The following is a 15,484-nucleotide window of genomic DNA, read 5'->3' on the forward strand; positions in this document are numbered from 1 at the left end:
GGACGCAACCGACCAGACGGGGGGACGGATGCGCACCGAGATTGCACGCGCTGATGCAGCGACCTTTGCGGCCAACCGTGCCCGTGGCGCGGTGAGGTTCGGCGTGCATATGCAGGACGGCGTCACGCGCCGCGGTGACTTGCACGAATCCGGCTCGCTGCGCGTGCGTTTCCCTTCGCCGGAGGGCGAGGGGCTTTCGGCCGTGTTCGTCAATACCGCCGGTGGTGTGGCCGGCGGCGACCGTTTTGACATCGATATCGCGGCCCGAGAGGGTGCGCGGCTGACGCTGACGACAGCGGCCGCGGAGAAAGTCTATCGCGCGGCCGGCCCCGCCGCCCAGCTCAACATCGCGTTGAAGGCCGAAGCCGGCTCGCATCTGTCCTGGCTGCCGCAGGAGACCATCCTGTTCGACCGTGCCCGGATTTCGCGGCGGATCGACATCGATCTGGCGGAGAGCGCTTCGCTGCTGCTGTGTGAGATCGTGGTGTTCGGTCGCTCGGCTATGGGCGAGACCATGCGCCATGGCGAATTCGTCGACCGCTGGCGGATGCGCCGCGCCGGCAGATTGGTGTTTGCCGAGACCATCCGGCTCGACGGCAATATCGGCGAGAAGCTCGCCCAGCCTGCGGTCGCCAATGGCGGCGTCGCTATCGGCACCGCGCTGATCGTGCCCGGCGATGACGCCCTTGTGGAGCGGATACGCGAGGCGCACGACTCCTTCGGCGGCGAAGTCGGCATCTCCTGCTGGAATGGGTTTGCAATGGCGCGCTTCTGTGCCCAAGATGCGATGAGGCTGCGCGCCGACATGATGACGGTGCTCGGCCGCGCCTCCGCCGTCCCGCTGCCGAGGCTGTGGCTCAACTAGAATCCTTTAGAACCATCAGAGTGCTCGCATGAATTTGTCTCCCCGCGAAAAGGACAAGCTCCTGGTCTCGATGGCCGCCATGGTGGCGCGCCGCCGGCTCGAGCGCGGCGTCAAGCTGAACCATCCCGAGGCCATCGCCCTCATCACCGACTTCATCGTCGAGGGAGCGCGCGATGGCCGCACCGTTGCCGACCTGATGCAGGCCGGCGCCCAGGTCCTGACCCGGGCGCAGGTGATGGAGGGGATTGCCGAGATGATCCACGATATCCAGGTGGAGGCGACGTTTCCGGACGGGACCAAACTCGTCACCGTGCACGAGCCGATCCGGTAAGGAGCGCAACATGATCCCCGGCGAACTCTTCATTCAGGACGGCGAGATCGAGCTCAATGCCGGCCGCAAGACCGTGACGCTCACGGTCGCCAACACCGGCGACCGCCCGATCCAGGTCGGCTCGCATTACCATTTCTTCGAGACCAACCCGGCGCTCAAATTCGACCGCAAGAAAGCCCGCGGCATGCGCCTCGACATCGCCGCCGGCACCGCGGTCCGCTTCGAACCGGGCCAGACCCGCGACGTTCAGCTCGTCGCCCTCGCAGGAAAACGTGTCATCCACGGCTTCCGCGGCGAGGTGAAGGGCAAGCTGTGATCCTTGGTGCCACGATCGCGCTCGCCCGGCCATCGTCTCTTTCGCGGGACAGGAACGGAGCGCGCGGCAGCGCGGTTGAGGCGAAAGGGAGTTTTCTGCCATGCTGCAGCCGATCCGCCTCATCTCCGAAGCCGCCGAACTCGCCGCCCGCCGCCACAACGGCATGGCGCGCAAGGGCCGTGGCGATGAGCCCTACATCAACCACCTCGCCGAGGTCGCAAACCTGCTCGCAACAGCGACCGATGACGCCGACGCCGAGCTCGTGGCGGCCGGTTGGCTGCATGACATCGTCGAGGACACCGACACCACGCGCGAGGAGCTGGCGCAGAAATTCGGCGAGCGCGTCGCCGCGCTCGTGGTCGAGGTGACCGACGACATGTCGCTTCCCAAGCCACAGCGCTGGCAAAAGCAGATCGAGGACGCCCCGCACAAATCGCCCGGCGCCAGGATGATCAAGATCGCCGACAAGATCAGCAACACCCGCGCCCGTATCGGGTCGAACCTGAGCGAAGACGAACGCGAGGATCTCGCCGCCTACGTCATATGGGCCGAAAAAGTTGTCGCTGGATGTCGGGGCGTCAACCCGACGCTCGATGCAAAATTCGATGAAGCCGTCAAAGCCGCGAAAAGCGTCTTTGGAGGCAAGTGAAATGGGGGGCCTGCGGTGTCCGTGACAATCAAACGTTCCGTCTATGCCGACATGTTCGGGCCCACCACCGGCGATCGTGTGCGGCTCGCCGACACCGATCTCATCATCGAGGTGGAGAAGGATTTCACCACCTATGGCGAGGAGGTGAAGTTCGGTGGCGGCAAAGTGATCCGCGACGGCATGGGGCAATCCCAAGTCACCAACGCGCAAGGGGCGGCAGATACCGTCATCACCAACGCGCTGATCGTCGACCATTGGGGTATCGTGAAAGCCGACGTCGCGATCAAGGAGGGCATGATCTCCGCGATCGGCAAGGCCGGCAATCCCGACATCCAGCCCAATGTGGACATCATCATCGGCCCCGGCACCGACGTGATCGCGGGCGAGGGCAAGATCCTCACCGCAGGCGGATTCGACAGCCACATCCATTTCATCTGCCCGCAGCAGATCGAGCACGCGCTGATGTCCGGCGTCACCTCGATGCTGGGCGGCGGCACCGGCCCTTCGCACGGCACGTATGCTACCACCTGCACGCCGGGGCCGTGGCACATGGGCCGGATGATCCAGTCGTTCGACGCGTTCCCGGTCAATCTCGGCATTTCCGGCAAGGGCAACGCCTCGCGTCCCGCCGCGCTGGTCGAGATGATCAAGGCCGGCGCCTGTGCGCTGAAGCTGCATGAGGATTGGGGCACGACGCCGGCGGCGATCGACAACTGTCTTTCGGTCGCCGACGATCACGACATCCAGGTGATGATCCACACCGACACGCTGAACGAATCCGGCTTCGTCGAGGACACCGTGAAGGCGTTCAAGGGCCGCACCATCCACGCCTTCCACACCGAGGGCGCCGGCGGCGGGCATGCGCCTGACATCATCAAGATCGCCGGCTTGAAGAACGTGCTGCCGTCCTCGACCAATCCGACGCGCCCCTTCACGCGCAACACGATCGACGAGCATCTGGACATGCTGATGGTGTGCCACCACCTCGATCCCTCGATCGCCGAGGATCTCGCGTTCGCCGAAAGCCGCATCCGCAAGGAGACGATCGCGGCGGAAGATATCCTGCACGATCTCGGCGCGCTCTCGATGATGTCCTCGGATTCCCAGGCCATGGGCCGGCTCGGCGAAGTCATCATCCGCACCTGGCAGACCGCGGACAAGATGAAGAAGCAGCGCGGATCGCTGCCGCAGGACAAGGGGAAGGATAACGACAATTTCCGCGTCAAGCGCTACATCGCCAAATACACCATCAACCCCGCGATCGCGCATGGCGTCTCGAAGCTGATCGGCTCGGTGGAGAAGGGCAAGCTCGCCGACCTCGTGCTGTGGTCGCCGGCCTTCTTCGGCGCCAAACCGGACCTGATCATCAAGGGCGGCTCGATCGTGGCCGCCCCGATGGGCGATCCCAACGCCTCGATCCCGACCCCGCAGCCGGTGCACTATCAGCCGATGTTTGCGGCGTACGGAAAATCGCTCACCGCGTCCTCGATGGTCTTCACGTCCAAGGCGGCGGTGGCCGGCGGGCTGGCGCGCAAGCTCGGGATCACCAAGAAGCTCTATGCAGTCCAGAACACCCGCGGCAAGATCTCCAAGAAGAGCATGATCCACAATGACGCGACGCCCAAGATCGAGGTTGACCCCGAAACCTATGAGGTGCGCGCCGACGGCGAACTCCTGACCTGCGCGCCGGCCGAGGTGCTGCCGCTGGCGCAGCGCTATTTCATGTTCTAAAACCTCTCCCGGCAAATACGCCCAGAACCAAAGCCGGGAGGAAATTCCGTGATTTACGTCGTTGCTACGCTGACCGTGAAACCTGAAACGCGCGCCGAATTCATTGCGGCCGCCACCGCCTGCATCAAGGAGACGCGGAAGGAGCCCGGCAATATCGCCTATGATCTCCATGAGAGCGTCACCGATCCGACCAGGATGGTGTTCGTCGAGCAGTGGGAGAATGCCGAGGCGCTGGTGCCGCATCGCACCGCCGATCACATGAAGGCCTTCGGCCGCGTCGCGGTGAAGTGCTTCTCGGCCCCGCCGAAGATCGAGGTGATCACGCCGGAAAAGGTTGAAGTCCGCTGACCGAAGGAAGGTAGACTCGCATGATCCGCGCGACGTCCGTCAAGCCGCAGCATCGCTGGAACGAGCAGCCGGCCGATACCGTCGTGCTCGACTTCGACGACCGCCACCGCCGGCGGATGGCGATGACGGGCACGCGCGGATTGGAATTCCTGCTCGATCTCGAGAACGCGATCGCCCTGCGCGGCGGCGACGCGCTGGTGCTGGAGGACGGCCGGCTGGTCGAGGTGGTCGCCGCGCCCGAGCCGCTTCTCGAGATCCGGGGCGCCGACCCGCACCATCTGATCCGCGTCGCCTGGCATCTCGGCAACCGCCATCTGCCGACGCAGATCATGAAGAAGGGGCTGCGCATCCGCCGCGACCACGTCATCGAGGCGATGGTGAAGGGGCTTGGTGCGCGCGTGATCGAGATCGAGGCGCCGTTCGATCCCGAAGGCGGCGCCTATGCCGGCCATGCGCATGAAGGCGAGGCGGCTGCGCATCACCACACCGGCCATGACCATGCGCACGCGCACGGCCACGACCATCACGATCACCACCATCACGGTGATCACGATCACGATAGTGATCACCATCACCATGACGAGCATTGCGACCACGATCATCACCACCATCACGACCATTCCCATGCTCATGACCACAAATGAGCCGCCGCGAAGCGAGGCGTGGGGCGGGATGACGGAGAGCGAGGCCGCCTCGCTCTACCGCTTGATGACATGGCTGTCGCCGTCGTTCCCGGTCGGCGCGTTCTCCTATTCCAGCGGCATCGAATGGGCGGTGGAGGCCGGCGACATCAGGGATGCCGCCTCGCTGCGCGACTGGCTCGCCGCTGTCCTCAGCGAGGGCTCTGGCTTCTGCGACGGCGTGTTCCTCGCGCACACGCATCAGGCGACAACGGCGCGCGACCTTGCACGGCTGCGCGAGATCGCCGAGCTCGCCGCGGCCTTCGTGCCCTCGCGCGAGCGTCAGCTTGAAACCACGACGCAGGGCCGCGCCTTCGTCGATACCGCACGCGCGGCTTGGTCTTCACCCGGCCTCGACGAAATCATCGCGGCCTGCGACGGCGCCATCGTCTATCCCGTCGCGGTCGGCCTGGTGAGCGCCGCGCACAACATTCCGCTTGCGCCAGTGCTGCACGCGTTCTTCCATGCGGTGGTCTCGAACTGGATCTCCGCCGGCGCCCGCCTGATCCCGCTCGGCCAGACCGACAGCCAGCGCGTGCTCGCCGCTCTCGAACCGGTGGTCAGTGCGACCGCAACGCGTGCGGGCGCCGCTTCGCTCGATGATCTCGGCAGCGCCACCTTCCGCGCCGATCTCGCAAGCCTGCGCCACGAGACGCAATATACGAGGCTGTTCCGGTCATGATGTCTTTGTCGTCTCAGCTCTCCCCGTCGTCCCTGCGAAAGCAGGGACCCATAACCACAGGCGTTCGTGGTTATGCTGGGCTTGGGCCACGGCGCGTCGCAACAATCAACTCCGGTGGTTATGGGTCCCTGCGTTCGCAGGGACGACGAGGGCATTGATATGGCATCTTCTCACGGCCCGCTTCGCGTCGGCGTCGGTGGTCCGGTCGGATCCGGCAAGACCGCGCTGATGGACCTGCTCTGCAAGTCGATGCGCGAGCGTTATGACATCGCGGCGATCACCAACGACATCTACACCAAATGGGATGCCGAGTTCCTGGTGCGCTCGGGCTCACTGACGCCGGACCGCATCGCCGGCGTCGAGACCGGCGGCTGTCCGCACACCGCGATCCGCGAGGACGCCTCGATGAATCTGGCTGCTGTCGCCGACATGCGCGCGAAATTCCCCGGTCTCGATCTGGTGCTGATCGAGTCCGGCGGTGACAACCTGGCCGCAACTTTTTCGCCTGAGCTCGCCGACCTCACGATCTATGTCATCGACGTCGCCGCCGGCGACAAGATCCCGTCCAAGGGCGGCCCCGGCATCACCCGTTCCGACCTGCTCGTGATCAACAAGATCGACCTCGCGCCCTATGTCGGCGCGTCGCTGGAGAAGATGGAGACCGATGCGAAACGGATGCGCGGTGAGCGTCCCTTCGTCATGACCAACCTGAAGACGAGCGACGGGCTGGAGCGCATCATCGCCTTCATCGAGGCCAAGGGCGGCCTCCGCCCGAACGCCTCTGCCAAGAACAGGGCGGAGGACAAGGCGAAAGCGGACTGAACGATTTGTTAATATGATATCCCGTTCGTTAATATTTTAACGGCGGCGAGACCCGCTCTGTCCAAGGCTTGATGTCCCGTCACGCGGGAGAGGCAAGGCAAATGGCGGGGTGCGACGAAATATTCCATGCCGCAATGGGAACAAAATCCAGCCACTCCCATTAGCCAACTCTGACGCTGCTTTCGCCTGACGGCTGTCGGCGCCAGCCGTCGTTCACGTTAATTGCCGCCTTCCGTTGCGTACCGATGATCTCCACTCCATATTTCGCCGCGGTTGGCGTTCACCTCGTATCCAATCGTTGCCGGTCACGCAGACGTCAGATGTCCGCTCATCTTCGCCAACCCGCCGTCTCAGAGTAACAGCGTGGTCCGGCTGGGTTTTATTATCGCCTTCATCGCGCTGATCGGGGTGCTGCTCTCCGGTCTCGCGGCCTATCGCGTGCACGAGCAGGAGCTGACGCTCGACGGCATCGCGCTGGCGCGGGCGATCGATGTCCACGCCAGCCTGGTGCAGGACCGCCTGACCGAGCGCGAACTGCTCGCCCGCGTCTCCTCGGGCCTGTTTCGCGCGCCGTCGGTGGTGAAGGCCGACATGCTGCAGCCGCTGCGCTCCTCGATCTATGCCTTCAAGACCGATTTCGTGATTGCCGCCTGGATCGCGCGGCTCAGGCCCGACGAGCTCAATGCGGCACAGCAGGAGCTGAAGAAGGCAGGCTTCCCCAACCCGACGATCCGGGATTTCGACGATCAGCCGCTCGACCTCAAGGCGATCGACAAGCCCATCAACGTGATGATGGATCTCGAGCCGCGGACGCCGGAGACCATCATCCTGCCGGGCCGCAGCTTCGACCACCATTCCGTGATCGGGCCGATGCTGGCGCGGGCGATGGCGGATGGCAAGCCGGTGGCCTCGGATCCGATTCCGCTGTTGCGCCAGAACGGGCCGATCGGGGTCGCGCTCGCCGCGCCGGTGTTTCAGCAGGGCACCTCCGAGCCCGCGGGATTCGTCACATTTTCGTACGAGCTCGGGCCGTTGATGTTGACGAATGACGATCTGTCGCTGTTCTCGGTGGTGCTGAAGGACCCGCGCGATTCCAACGACGAGCTGGTCGCCAACGACCAGGGCGTCATCACCTCGCGCGCGGTGCGGCCGGATGGACCGGCGCCCTCGATGGTCCGGACGGTGACGTTCGGCGGCCGCGACTGGTCGCTCGCCTATTACGCCAAGACCTCCGCCGCCGCCCGGGCGAACCAGACCGCCGCGATCGTGGCGGCGATCGGCCTGGCGCTGACCGGCATCGTCTGCGGCCTGTTCGGCTATGTCGCCTACAACAACCTTCGGCTCAGCCGCGAGATCGAGGTGCGGATCGGCTTCGAGCGGCGGCTGACGGCGGTGATCGACGAGCTCAACCACCGCGTCAAGAACATCCTGGCCGTGATCCAGTCGATCGTCACCCGCACACTGCGCCATGGCTCGGATATCGATGCCGCGCGCGATCTCTTGATCGGCCGCATCCACGCGATGTCGAACGTGGTCACGCTGCTCAGCGAGAGCCAGTGGCAGGGCGTGAAGCTGAAGGGATTGTTCGAGGCCCGCGCGATCCCGCATGCCGAGCGCATCGCGATCTCCGGCCCCGACATCGCGGTCTCAGCGCGCGCCGCGCAGTCGCTGTCGCTGTTGTTCTTCGAACTCGCCTCGCATTCCGACGAGGGCCTGTCCCTGGTCGGCAAGCATCCGCACATCGTCGCGAACTGGGAAGTCAACGGCAAGGATCCGGAAGCGATCTTTCATTTCCGCTGGGAGGAGTTCAACACCAGCGAAGCCACCCGCCGTCCCGATTCCGACTTCGGCCTGATCCTGCTCGACCGCGTCGCCCCCGAGGCGCTCGGCGGCACCGCCAAGCGCTACTTCACCGACATCAGCTACGTCTACGAATTGACCGCGCCGATGGAAACCGTCGTCGACATGAACGAGCGCGACCGCACCGAGAAATTCTCGGCGCCGGTCAGGCCAGCGCGGTGATTGCAGGCACATGGCCTACGGCGCCGCGCTGTTTCCCCTCATGGTGAGGAGCGCGCAGCGCGTCTCGAGACGATGCTGCGCATCGCTCGGAGAACCATGAGGCCCCCGCCGGTGGCCTCGCCCTTCGAGACGGTCGCTGGGCGACCTCCTCAGAGGGTGAGGGGATAAGTTGGAGCGCGCGGCAGGAATAGATCGGTAGGCTGGGCAAAGCTGCTCACCTGCCGTGCTCCAGCCACACGTCACGACGGAAGCGTGCCCATCATCACGAGCAGAACGCTGAAGGTGGGCACGGCGCTGGCGCGCCTTTGCCCACCTTACAACGACGCTGCAGCATCAGCCGCCATTGCCGCCGATCACGGCGCGCACGGTATCATCGGGGCCGAAATCTTCCGCGCCTTCGACATAGAGCAATGCGCTCAATTTCGATCGCGCGCGGTTGACGCGGCTCTTGATGGTGCCGACCGCACAGCCGCAGATCGCAGCCGCATCCTCGTACGAGAAGCCGGAAGCGCCGACCAGGATCAGGGCTTCACGCTGGTCTTGCGGCAGCTTGTCGAGTGCTGCGCGAAACTCCTCGAACTCCAGATGCGCGTTCTGCGCCGGCTGCGTCTTCAGCGTCTTGGCATAGTTGCCCTCCGCGTCCTCCACCTCGCGCCGCCGCTTGCGATAGTCGGAGCGAAACAGGTTGCGCAGGATGGTGAACAACCATGCCGGCAGGTTCGAGCCGGGCTGGAACGAGTCGATGTTGGCGATTGCGCGCAACAAGGTCTCCTGCACCAGATCGTCGGCGCGGTCACCATTGCCGGAGAGCGAAATCGCGAACGCGCGTAGGCTTGGCACCGACGCCAAAATATCGTCGCGAAGTTGGTCGGTGAGAGGCATTAGTCCCTCCCGTCATTTTTTGCTGCTTGCTGGTCGTCAGTTTCTGCCAAATGCTTGGCGGCCTCCGCGGGATCATCGAGCTTGCGGATAAGCTCCGCAAAGCGGTCCGGCACCCCCTGTCGCACCACGTCATCGTACATGGCGCGAAGCTGGTGGCCGATTCTCGATTGGATCTCAGCGTTGAGACCGCCCTGCTTCTTGGTTTCCTTCATGATCTGATCCACGTTTCCCCGAGAGGTTAAGTCCCTGTGTTTCAAGCAGTTTCCTCGAAATTTCGGTCTTGGCCGCGTTTGCTGTCGGTCGTACGCTAATGCGAAGTTCGACCGAAAGTTCCGAATGTCCGGAACTTTTTATGGAACTTTATCCACGCTCGGGCGTAGTCCGGCATAGCAGGGAAGGCGGGTCGCCCCACGGACGAATGTCCCGACCCGAGAGATGAAGGCGTTTCAGGCAGTTGCCTCAAACACAAGGATGGAGTGGGAATGTCCCGATCGCAGCTCGTTGCTGAACACTTGCCATTGTTGCGGCGCTACGCCCGCGCACTGACCGGAAACCAGGCGTCGGGCGACGCCTATGTCGCGGCCATGCTGGAGGCCCTGCTTCAGGACCCCTCGCTTCTGGACGAAGCGCATGGGCCGCGCGCCGGCATGTTCCGGCTGTTCACCCAAATCTGGAATTCGGTCTCCATCAACGACAATGCCGACGTTGCGACGTTGGCGCTGCCGCCGGAGCGCCGGCTTTCCAACATCACGCCGCTGCCGCGGCAGGCCTTCCTCCTGCTGTCGCTGGAGGGCTTCTCGGAAGAGGAGGTGGCCTACATCCTCAACACCGATATCGCTGAGACGCGGAAGCTCACGGATGTCGCCGGCCGCGAGATGGCCGCCGAGATCGCGACCGATGTCCTGATCATCGAGGACGAGACCTTCATCGCGATGGATCTGGAAAGCCTTGTGCGAAATCTCGGCCACAACGTGATCGGCGTCGCCCGCACCCACTCGGATGCGGTGGCGCTGGCCAAGAACAAGAAGCCCGGCCTGATCCTCGCCGACATCCAACTCGCCGACGGCTCGTCGGGCCTGGACGCGGTGAACGAGTTGCTGCGCGTGTTCGAGGTGCCGGTGGTGTTCATCACCGCCTATCCCGAACGCTTCCTGACCGGCGAGCGTCCGGAGCCGGCGTTCCTGATCTCAAAACCATTCCAGCCGGCAATGGTCTCGGCCGTTGCGAGCCAGGCCCTGTTCTTCCAGCGCAATTCGCGCAACCGTGCGCCACGCGCCGCCTCGGCGTGAACTGGCTCTCTGGTTAGGTCGACTGATCCGGCGTGCCGCACGGCGCGCCGGTTTTTTCACCGAGACATCCTCCTTTCATGTGAGCCTTGCTCCGGATGAGGTGGAGCCGCCGTTGCGTAGCTGTTAAGCGAAAGCATGAATGCTGCGCGGCGCGACAGACAACTCGGTTTTCTCTGCCTCGGCGTAACGGCGGCCGGATGGGCGCTCAACTGGCCGCTCATCAAGCTCTTGCTGCAGCAATGGCCGCCGCTGTTCGCCCGGGGTCTTGCCGGCGTCTGCGCCTCGCTCATCCTTGGTCTCATCGCCGTTGGAAGCCGCCAATCGCTCAAGGTGCCGCGCGAAGCCGTCCCGCGGCTGTTGTTCGCATCCTTCACCAATGTGTTCGCCTGGATGGGCTTTGGCACCATCGCCATGAAATTCGTGACCGTCGGCGAGGGTGCGCTGATCATCTACACGATGCCGATCTGGGCGATGCTGTTCGCCTGGCCTTTCCTGCATCAGCGCCCGACCCTCCGGGATGTCGCCGCACTGGTACTGGGCGTGGCTGGCGTTGCCCTGCTTCTCGGCGGCAATGGTTATGCCTTCGATCTGGGCAAGCTGATCGGGATCGCCCTGTCGCTGTCGTGCGCGATCCTGTTCGCGCTCGGCAACGTCCTCAACCGCAAACCGCTGCCGATGCCTCCGCTCGCGCTCGTTGCCTGGCAGGTCGGCCTCGGCTGCCTGGCGATGCTGATCCTCGGCATCCTGTTCGAGCGCCCGAACTATGCGGCAATATCGCCGGGCGGAATTGCCTCCTTCGTCTACATGACGCTGGTGCCGATGGGGATCTGCTATCTCACCTGGTTCGAGACCCTGCGCCGCCTGCCGCCGGTGTCGGCTTCGACCGGCATGCTGCTCGTCCCCGTGCTTGCCGTGATCGCGGCGGCCGCGATCCTCGGCGAGCCGCTGGGTCTTAGGGAAGTCGTCGCAATGGCGCTGACGCTCGGCGGTGTCACGCTCGCGTTGCAGAAAGCGTGACCGGCACAAAAAAGTAGAGCGCGACCGGCATCACCACGATCGCGCCCTACGTCGCCGGTCAATGGGGCAGGGGGAATAACCGGCTGCCACAACGACGCGGCGCGCGAAGAAACGTTCCGAGATTTCGAAAATAATTTTGAACACGGTTAAGTGATCCGAAGACATACGAACTGGGGGCGTTTCGTTCGAGTTGTGTTCGTGATCGCCATGGGGCGAGGGATGAATCGCCATGTCACAGATATTGAAGGGAATTTTAGGTACGCTCGCGGTCTCTTTGACCTTCGGCGCCGTGCAGTTTGCCTCCGGGCATGATCTCATCGGGGGCCAGAGCCTGACCACCCCCACCAAGGCGGAACATGACGTCAACCGTACCGCGAAGGCCGACCGGGCAACAGTTCCGGCAGCCACCGGCAAGACCGAAACCATTTCGCTGAAGCTGGACAGCCTGGCCGAGACCTCGGTCGTGATCCGCGTGCCCGTCGTCAGGGAAGAAGCGCGCAGCCGCCCGAAACCGCCCGAACTGATCAAATCCGGCGAGCGCAGGATGACGGTCGCCTGCGAGCCCGTGGTGAGCGTGCTGACCGAAGTGGCAAAGCGCCTGCAGCCCGGCCGCTGCGTCACCTGAGCTGATCGCTCTCTCTCTTCTCCACTCGTCATTCCGGGGCGCGCCTCTTGGCGCGAGCCCGGAACCCATCGGGCCACATGCACGCGCGGGGAGAAATGGATTCCGGGCTCGTCCTTCGGACGCCCCGGAATGACGGAGAAAAATTCGCAAGCGATTCCAACGCGGTTTTCTCTGTCCCGCGACTGCTGCGGTCACTCGTCTCGTGCCGTCTCGCTCGCCGCGCTTCGGCTGGCCATCAGCCCCAGCGCCAGCCCGCCGATCGCCAAAATCGGGACCAGCCGTTTCACGCCGATGGCGCGTACAAGCTGCAGGCCGGTTGCGATCACGGCCGGGTTGGTGAGGATGGATTGGCGCGCGGCGCGGGCCATCTCCTCGGCGCGCAGCCGCATCTGCCGCTTGCGCGTGACATAGAAGGCGGCGGCGATCAGCGCGACCACCACGAAGAGCGCGGCGCAGGCAAGGCATGCCCATATCGGCCCATAGGTCTGCTGCACCCAGACAAAGAATGCCGCGCACAGAAAGGCGAGCGCGATCAGCGCGGTTGCGCCGATCACGACCGCAAGCGACGTCAGCCGCACGGCATTGCCGGCCTGCTCCTTGACGTCACTGACCAGTCGCTGCAGCATGGGGACGCGTCCGCCGCTACCTCCGCCAGGCCATGCCGATCAGGAAGCCGAGGCCGAGCGCCAGCCCGACGGTTGCCAGCGGGCGCTGGGTGATGACGTCCTCCAGCGTCTCCTCGACCGAGGAGTACGCGTCCTGCGCGGCGTCCATCATCGCGCTGCCGCGCTCGGACATATCGTCGACCGTGGATTCGGCGCGGTCGCGCGCCTGGTCATATCCGCGGCGCGCCTGCTTTCGGGCGCTGCCGGCGAACGAGTTGAGCGCCTCGGTGATCTGGTCTGTCAGCGCCGCGATGTCGTTCTTCACGGCGGCGACGTCCTTCTGCAAGCGTTCATAGGTTGCTTTGTCTGTCATGTTCTTCAATCCGAAATCGCTGGTCGCCGACATCGAAGAGCTCCCGAACCAATGTTGCTAATTGGCAAAACGCCGCGTCGGGAGCGAAGTTCCCGAGGCGAGATCTGGTTCACTCCTCCGGCAGATGCGGCGAATTGACAGGCATCAGATGCTCCTTGAGGATCAGCGCGACGATCAAGAGCGGCGAGGCCAGGAAGGCGCCCATCGGGCCCCACAGCCAGGTCCAGAACGCCAGCGCGATGAAAATGGCGAGCGCATTCAGGGCAAGCCTTCGGCCGACGATGGTCGGGGTGATGAAATGCCCCTCGAGGAAGGTCAGCACCGTGAAGCAGGCCGGCGCGATCAACCCGGCGCTGATCGTTGAAAAGCTGACGAGACCGACCAGCACCAGCACCACGAACATCGCAACCGGCCCGATGATCGGGATGAAGTTCAGTGTGGCGGCGAGCGCGCCGAGGCCGGCCGGGCTGGGCATGCCGGTGACGGCACAGATGAGCCCGGTCGCGATCCCGACGCCGATATTGATCATGGTCACCATCAGCAGGTAGTTGCCGAGATGCTCCTCGATCTCGTTGAGGATCCGCAAGGTGCGGAGCCGCCAATCGCGATCGCCGAAGGCCATGACGAGCGCCCGCCGCAGATCCTTCCAGCTTGCGATGAACAGGATCAGGGTTGCGATGAACAGCAGGAATTCGGCAAAGGTCGGCGACAGGAATTCCACCGTCGGCTGCACCCATTCGATTTTCGGCAATTGCAACGGAGTAAGCGTCTCGGAGCCGCCGAGCATGCCCTGCAATTCCTGCCACAGCGCGAGCGGCCGGTCGAAGATGTGCATCTTCTCCTTCAGCGCCGCTGCGAGCTCCGGCAGCCGCGCGCTCCATTCGAGCGCCGGGGCGGAGATAAGCCCGATGACGAAAGTAGCGGCAGCGCTGACGGCGGCCACGATCAGCACCGCACCGACCGGTCGCGGAACGCGGTAGCGCTCCAGGAAGCTTGCCGCCGGCGACAGCATGGTGCCGACGATGAAGGCCATCGTGATCGGCAGGAAGAACGCCTTGGCCAGATAGAGCACCGCGACGACGGCGATGACCAGGAGCCCGACCAGCGACAAGGCGACGAGTTCGGTGCGGCGGATGATCGGCGGCAGCTCGGCGTGGCCATTGGGTGCGGGCGTGCTTGCGGCGCCATTGGCGAGGAGACGCTCACTGGGAAGGACACGCACGCTGGTTCTCTCCCGCACGGGCGCTCATCAAGGTGACGCACAACGGTGGGCGCGTCCCACGACCGCAAATTGTATGGCCCAACTCCCGGTCAGCCTGTGGGTTCCATCGCGTGATCGTGAGCGCTTGTGTTCTTGACTGATGCGACTCGGTCACGGCGGGGGCGGAACCGCGACGCGTCGGCGCGCGTTTGTTCGGGCACAGCATCAGCGTGATGCGTATCCAATGGGGCAGCACATGACACCGTCATCCGCCTTATCCCGCCGATCGTCGCGCGCGGCGAACGCGCTTGTCTTCGCCAGCCTGCTCGTGGCGCCAATCATCCTCTCGAACTCGGCAAGTGCCCAGTCGCTGGGCTATGCCTCCACCCAGCAGAACGCCTTTCCGTCCGATGAGGCGTTGACGCCGGAGGCAAGGGACGCGGAAGCCGGCGTGCTGCCGGAGCGTCTGCGCCGCGCCGTGGTGCCGTTTGCGAGCAGCGAGGCCCCGGGCACGATCATCATCGATACCGGCAACACCGCGCTCTATTACGTGCTCGGGCAGGGCCGCGCGATCCGCTACGGCGTCGGCGTTGGCCGCCAGGGTTTCACCTGGTCGGGCGTGGAGACCATCAGCCGCAAGGCGGAATGGCCGGACTGGTATCCGCCGGCCGAGATGATCAGGCGCCAGCCCTATCTGCCGCGCTTCATTGCCGGCGGTCCGGGCAATCCGCTCGGCGCGCGTGCGATGTATCTCGGCTCGAGCCAATATCGCATCCACGGCACCAACGACCCCTCGACCATCGGCAAGTTCGTGTCTTCCGGCTGCATCCGGATGACCAATGAGGACGTCACCGATCTGTTTGGCCGCGTCAATGTCGGCACCAAGGTCGTGGTGCTGCCCAAGAGTGCGCCGGTGCTCGCCCGCGGTTCGGATACCAGGACCACGATCAGCGTGCGCCCGGCGCCGCCGCGCCCGCAGCCGGCGGCGACCACGCTGCCGTCCGGCCAGCACGCGATGCGACTGAACGTGTCGTCGGTGAATTGAG

The 15,484-nt window shown here is 64.5% G+C and carries 19 protein-coding genes; 14 read left to right on the plus strand and 5 right to left on the minus strand.

Translation table 11 applies throughout. The annotated features are described in order from the left end of the window. The first annotated feature begins 28 nt into the window (after positions 1-28). The 10 genes from ACVJGD_RS33425 to ACVJGD_RS33470 all read left to right on the plus strand — a co-directional run bounded on the left by ACVJGD_RS33425 (position 29) and on the right by ACVJGD_RS33470 (position 8,446). On the plus strand, positions 29-865 hold the full coding sequence (locus ACVJGD_RS33425; protein WP_456638198.1) for an urease accessory protein UreD: 837 nt from the start codon (positions 29-31) through the stop codon (positions 863-865). Between the two features lie 28 nt (positions 866-893). Continuing rightward, a complete protein-coding gene (locus ACVJGD_RS33430) occupies positions 894-1,196 on the plus strand; it encodes an urease subunit gamma (protein ID WP_028165118.1) in 303 nt (100 codons plus the stop codon). A gap of 10 nt (positions 1,197-1,206) precedes the next feature. After that, positions 1,207-1,512: an urease subunit beta gene (locus ACVJGD_RS33435; RefSeq protein ID WP_028165119.1), complete on the plus strand. Its 306-nt coding sequence runs from the start codon at positions 1,207-1,209 to the stop codon at positions 1,510-1,512. A 100-nt stretch (positions 1,513-1,612) separates the two neighbouring features. Further along, positions 1,613-2,161, plus strand: coding sequence for an HD domain-containing protein (locus ACVJGD_RS33440; RefSeq protein WP_456638199.1), 549 nt, complete (start codon positions 1,613-1,615; stop codon positions 2,159-2,161). Positions 2,162-2,176: 15 nt separating this feature from the next. Next, the gene (gene ureC / locus ACVJGD_RS33445) at positions 2,177-3,892 is read left to right on the plus strand and encodes an urease subunit alpha (protein WP_456638200.1); all 1,716 of its coding nucleotides are present in this window, start codon (positions 2,177-2,179) and stop codon (positions 3,890-3,892) included. Positions 3,893-3,940: 48 nt separating this feature from the next. Then, the gene (locus ACVJGD_RS33450; RefSeq protein ID WP_456638201.1) at positions 3,941-4,240 is read left to right on the plus strand and encodes a putative quinol monooxygenase; all 300 of its coding nucleotides are present in this window, start codon (positions 3,941-3,943) and stop codon (positions 4,238-4,240) included. Positions 4,241-4,260: 20 nt separating this feature from the next. Continuing rightward, complete coding sequence (locus ACVJGD_RS33455; protein ID WP_456638202.1) at positions 4,261-4,884, plus strand: urease accessory protein UreE; 624 nt, start codon at positions 4,261-4,263, stop codon at positions 4,882-4,884. Beyond that, positions 4,871-5,602, plus strand: a complete 732-nt coding sequence (locus ACVJGD_RS33460; RefSeq protein ID WP_456640454.1) for an urease accessory protein UreF — start codon at positions 4,871-4,873, stop codon at positions 5,600-5,602. Before ACVJGD_RS33455 ends, ACVJGD_RS33460 begins: the two co-directional genes overlap by 14 nt. A gap of 159 nt (positions 5,603-5,761) precedes the next feature. After that, positions 5,762-6,424, plus strand: coding sequence for an urease accessory protein UreG (ureG, locus tag ACVJGD_RS33465; RefSeq protein ID WP_456638203.1), 663 nt, complete (start codon positions 5,762-5,764; stop codon positions 6,422-6,424). 363 nt (positions 6,425-6,787) lie between these two features. Continuing rightward, positions 6,788-8,446, plus strand: a complete 1,659-nt coding sequence (locus ACVJGD_RS33470) for a CHASE domain-containing protein (RefSeq protein ID WP_456638204.1) — start codon at positions 6,788-6,790, stop codon at positions 8,444-8,446. A 333-nt stretch (positions 8,447-8,779) separates the two neighbouring features. Here the strand turns inward: ACVJGD_RS33470 and ACVJGD_RS33475 are convergent, their stop codons facing one another. Beyond that, positions 8,780-9,328: a sigma-70 family RNA polymerase sigma factor gene (locus ACVJGD_RS33475; protein WP_027579243.1), complete on the minus strand. Its 549-nt coding sequence runs from the start codon at positions 9,326-9,328 to the stop codon at positions 8,780-8,782. Further along, a complete protein-coding gene (locus ACVJGD_RS33480) occupies positions 9,328-9,540 on the minus strand; it encodes a NepR family anti-sigma factor (protein WP_456638205.1) in 213 nt (70 codons plus the stop codon). Before ACVJGD_RS33480 ends, ACVJGD_RS33475 begins: the two co-directional genes overlap by 1 nt. Before the next feature lie 270 nt (positions 9,541-9,810). Between ACVJGD_RS33480 and ACVJGD_RS33485 the strand changes: the two genes are divergently transcribed. The 3 genes from ACVJGD_RS33485 to ACVJGD_RS33495 all read left to right on the plus strand — a co-directional run bounded on the left by ACVJGD_RS33485 (position 9,811) and on the right by ACVJGD_RS33495 (position 12,259). After that, entirely contained in the window at positions 9,811-10,617 is an 807-nt protein-coding gene (locus ACVJGD_RS33485) for a response regulator (RefSeq protein WP_454621463.1), read from the plus strand. A 135-nt stretch (positions 10,618-10,752) separates the two neighbouring features. Beyond that, positions 10,753-11,634, plus strand: a complete 882-nt coding sequence (locus tag ACVJGD_RS33490) for a DMT family transporter (protein WP_456638206.1) — start codon at positions 10,753-10,755, stop codon at positions 11,632-11,634. 229 nt (positions 11,635-11,863) lie between these two features. Beyond that, positions 11,864-12,259, plus strand: coding sequence for a hypothetical protein (locus ACVJGD_RS33495; protein ID WP_456638207.1), 396 nt, complete (start codon positions 11,864-11,866; stop codon positions 12,257-12,259). 191 nt (positions 12,260-12,450) lie between these two features. Here ACVJGD_RS33495 and ACVJGD_RS33500 read toward each other — a convergent pair whose 3' ends face one another. From ACVJGD_RS33500 to ACVJGD_RS33510, 3 genes are all read right to left on the minus strand, one after another. After that, the gene (locus ACVJGD_RS33500; protein WP_456638208.1) at positions 12,451-12,885 is read right to left on the minus strand and encodes a phage holin family protein; all 435 of its coding nucleotides are present in this window, start codon (positions 12,883-12,885) and stop codon (positions 12,451-12,453) included. Between the two features lie 16 nt (positions 12,886-12,901). After that, the gene (locus tag ACVJGD_RS33505) at positions 12,902-13,270 is read right to left on the minus strand and encodes a DUF883 family protein (RefSeq protein ID WP_454621459.1); all 369 of its coding nucleotides are present in this window, start codon (positions 13,268-13,270) and stop codon (positions 12,902-12,904) included. A gap of 76 nt (positions 13,271-13,346) precedes the next feature. Beyond that, positions 13,347-14,459, minus strand: coding sequence for an AI-2E family transporter (locus ACVJGD_RS33510; RefSeq protein ID WP_456638209.1), 1,113 nt, complete (start codon positions 14,457-14,459; stop codon positions 13,347-13,349). Between the two features lie 235 nt (positions 14,460-14,694). Between ACVJGD_RS33510 and ACVJGD_RS33515 the strand changes: the two genes are divergently transcribed. Next, complete coding sequence (locus tag ACVJGD_RS33515; protein WP_456638210.1) at positions 14,695-15,483, plus strand: L,D-transpeptidase; 789 nt, start codon at positions 14,695-14,697, stop codon at positions 15,481-15,483. The last annotated feature ends 1 nt before the right edge of the window (position 15,484 follow it).

It is taken from the genome of Bradyrhizobium sp. USDA 10063, from assembly GCF_054063735.1.